The 2,502-nt window shown below is 49.8% G+C and carries 4 protein-coding genes; all 4 read left to right on the top strand.

From position 1 onward, the window contains the following. A partial coding sequence (locus PKX57_RS12020) for a phosphohexomutase domain-containing protein (RefSeq protein ID WP_472417548.1) occupies window positions 1–818 on the top strand: 818 nt, incomplete at its 5' end. Further along, window positions 815–1,423, top strand: coding sequence for a hypothetical protein (locus PKX57_RS12015; protein WP_213921717.1), 609 nt, complete (start codon window positions 815–817; stop codon window positions 1,421–1,423). The genes PKX57_RS12020 and PKX57_RS12015, both read left to right, overlap by 4 nt. Window positions 1,424–1,425: 2 nt before the next feature. Next, the gene (truA, locus tag PKX57_RS12010) at window positions 1,426–2,178 is read left to right on the top strand and encodes a tRNA pseudouridine(38-40) synthase TruA (RefSeq protein ID WP_213921716.1); all 753 of its coding nucleotides are present in this window, start codon (window positions 1,426–1,428) and stop codon (window positions 2,176–2,178) included. Continuing rightward, the coding region (locus tag PKX57_RS12005) for an SAM-dependent methyltransferase (RefSeq protein ID WP_472417546.1) at window positions 2,162–2,502 on the top strand (341 nt) is incomplete at its 3' end. The genes truA and PKX57_RS12005, both read left to right, overlap by 17 nt.

Here is a 2,502-nt window from a genome sequence, read left to right as displayed (position 1 = left end):
ATTTGGCGCGTGAACGCAACTGCGACATGATAATAGCTACCGATCCCGACTGCGATCGTATGGGGCTGATGGTTAAGCATAATGGCGACTTCCTTCTTCTGAACGGCAATCAGACAGGTTCTATCATGGTAGCTTTCATACTCGATATGATGGAAAGAAAGCTTCCGGATAATCCCTTCATAGTGAAGACGATAGTAACGACCGATCTGGTTAAGAAAATTGCCTCCGATTATGGAGTGGCTGTCAAGGAAACCCTGACGGGCTTCAAGTTCATAGGGGAATTGATAGAGAAATCCGTAGTCTCGGGAGGAGAAAATTTCCTGTTCGGTTTCGAGGAGAGTTATGGATATCTATTCGGAAAGCACGCCAGGGATAAGGATGCGGTTGTCGCGGCAGCTCTTGCGAGTGTTATCGGTGGGTTCCTCAAAAAGAAGGGCGAAACTCTCTACGATTATCTCGAGGGGATTTACTCCAGGTACGGGTATTTCATGGAGGACCTGGTGAACAAAGAATACGAAGGGATCGAGGGTAAGTTCAAAATAGATTCCATAATGAAAGAATTGAGAGAGAAGGGGGTCCCGCCAATGAAAGGGAGAAAGTTGATCGAAATACTAGATTACAGCCCGGGCATAAAAGGACTACCGGCTTCGGATGTCATATCTATACAGTTTGAGGGTGACCTCAAACTCATCGCTAGACCCTCAGGGACGGAGCCCAAAATCAAATTCTATCTCATGGCCAAGGGATCGAGCAGAGAAGAAGCAAGAAAGAATATAGATGAAATGAAAGAACTGGTTGAAGGGATTGTAGGCCGATGAATCACAAATATGCACACATACTGTACAACGATAAAGAGTACCTGACTCCCAAGAAAGCAACGTTCGATCACCGGACCAAAGCCGGTTTTATGACCACCTGGTCGACCGATCACGCCTCTTTGCTTCTGAAGGAGAAGTACTGGAACTGTCTGAGCGCTTTCGGTCTGGAGAGCGCCATGAGAAGAAAGATATCCTTCGAAAGAAAGCACAGCGACACAAATCTCCTGTATTTCAAATACGAACTGGAAGTTCCCGACTCACTGGAGGGATACTTCGACGCGACCGTCGTCGGGGCCGTTTCCAGGCATCTTTCGATAAGGGAAACCACCGAAGAGGTTTACAAAATGCTCCGCGACTACGCCGACGGGTCGCTGAAATTCAACGACCAGATCATTTCTTCGTGGCTGGGCGAAAAAGTCAGTTCGCTTTACCTTGAAAACCGCGAGAAGAGCGAACTCGAAAACGCACTCTTGAAGTATGTGGAAACGATCGTGAGCAAAATTCTGTGGAACGTTTACAATGGAGATCTGCCAAGGATGGGTAAAGACTTATCGTCGATGGTTTATCTTTACACAGAGATGCTGGATCTGGCCCTGTCTGTCTAGTCATGAAGAGATTTGCGGCCGTTGTCTCCTACGACGGGACGGATTTTTTCGGTTTCCAGAACCAGCCGGAAATGCGGACGGTTCAGGGTACCTTCGAAGAGGCTCTCGAGAGGATCCACAAATACAGGATCGTGACTCAGGGCGCCGGAAGGACCGACACCGGCGTCCACGGTTACGGACAGGTAATAGCCTTCGATTCCAGCCTCGATCATTTGAGCGCCAAAATAATGTGCGACGCGCTGAACGCGAATCTTCCGGCCGACATTTACGTCAGAAGGGTTCACGAAGTGGAGTCCAATTTCAGTCCGAGATTTGCGGCGAAGAAGAGGATATACCACTATCACATACTCAATTCGAGCGAACCCGACATATTCCGGCGGAGGTACGTCTGGTGGTTCCCGTACGGGCTGGATATAGAGGCGATGAGGAAGGCCGCCGGCCACCTGACCGGGGAGCACGATTTCTCGGCTTTCAAGACGGGTAGAGACGATAGAAACCCCAACAGAACCATCTCGTCGATCAGGATAATCAGGTACCCTTCCCGTTTGATTCTGATCAGGGTAGAGGGCGTTTCCTTTTTGAAAAGAATGGTGAGAAACATAGTCGGCACTCTCGTAAAGGTTGGAACGGGCGGCATTCAAGAGGACACGGTGAGGGAGTTCCTTCTGTCTCAGGATAGATCGAATCTTCCAAGCTCGGCACCTCCTCAGGGACTGGTCTTTTACAAGGTCATATTCGATGAGTTCGAAACTTAGGCTCGATGAACTTTTATTCGGTAAGGGAATGTCAGAGAGTAGGAGCAAAGCCAGCGAATTGATAAAGGCCGGCAGAGTGTCGGTGGAGGGCTCGATCGTCGAAAAACCCGGCTTCAGGGTCGATGTCGAAAGCCGCATCGCGATAACCGGCGGGAAACAGCCTGTGGGTCGCGGATACTACAAACTGGAAAAGGCCCTGGAGTTTTTTGGCCTCGACGTTTCAGGCAAAGAGGTTGTAGATCTCGGCTCTTCCACGGGAGGGTTCACACAGTTGCTGCTTGAGAAGGGTGCCAGGCGTGTAGTCGCCGTCGATGTGGGCAAGAA

This window comes from Mesotoga sp. (assembly GCF_035363035.1).
Lineage (GTDB): Bacteria > Thermotogota > Thermotogae > Petrotogales > Kosmotogaceae > Mesotoga.
This window is presented reverse-complemented; position numbering and strand designations above follow the sequence as displayed.

Bases quoted from the DNA above. Each gene is read 5' to 3' on its own strand.
- truA (WP_213921716.1), top strand. From the start codon at position 1,426: ATGAAGAGATTTGCGGCCGTTGTCTCCTACGACGGGACGGATTTTTTC.
- PKX57_RS12015 (WP_213921717.1), top strand. From the start codon at position 815: ATGAATCACAAATATGCACACATACTGTACAACGATAAAGAGTACCTG.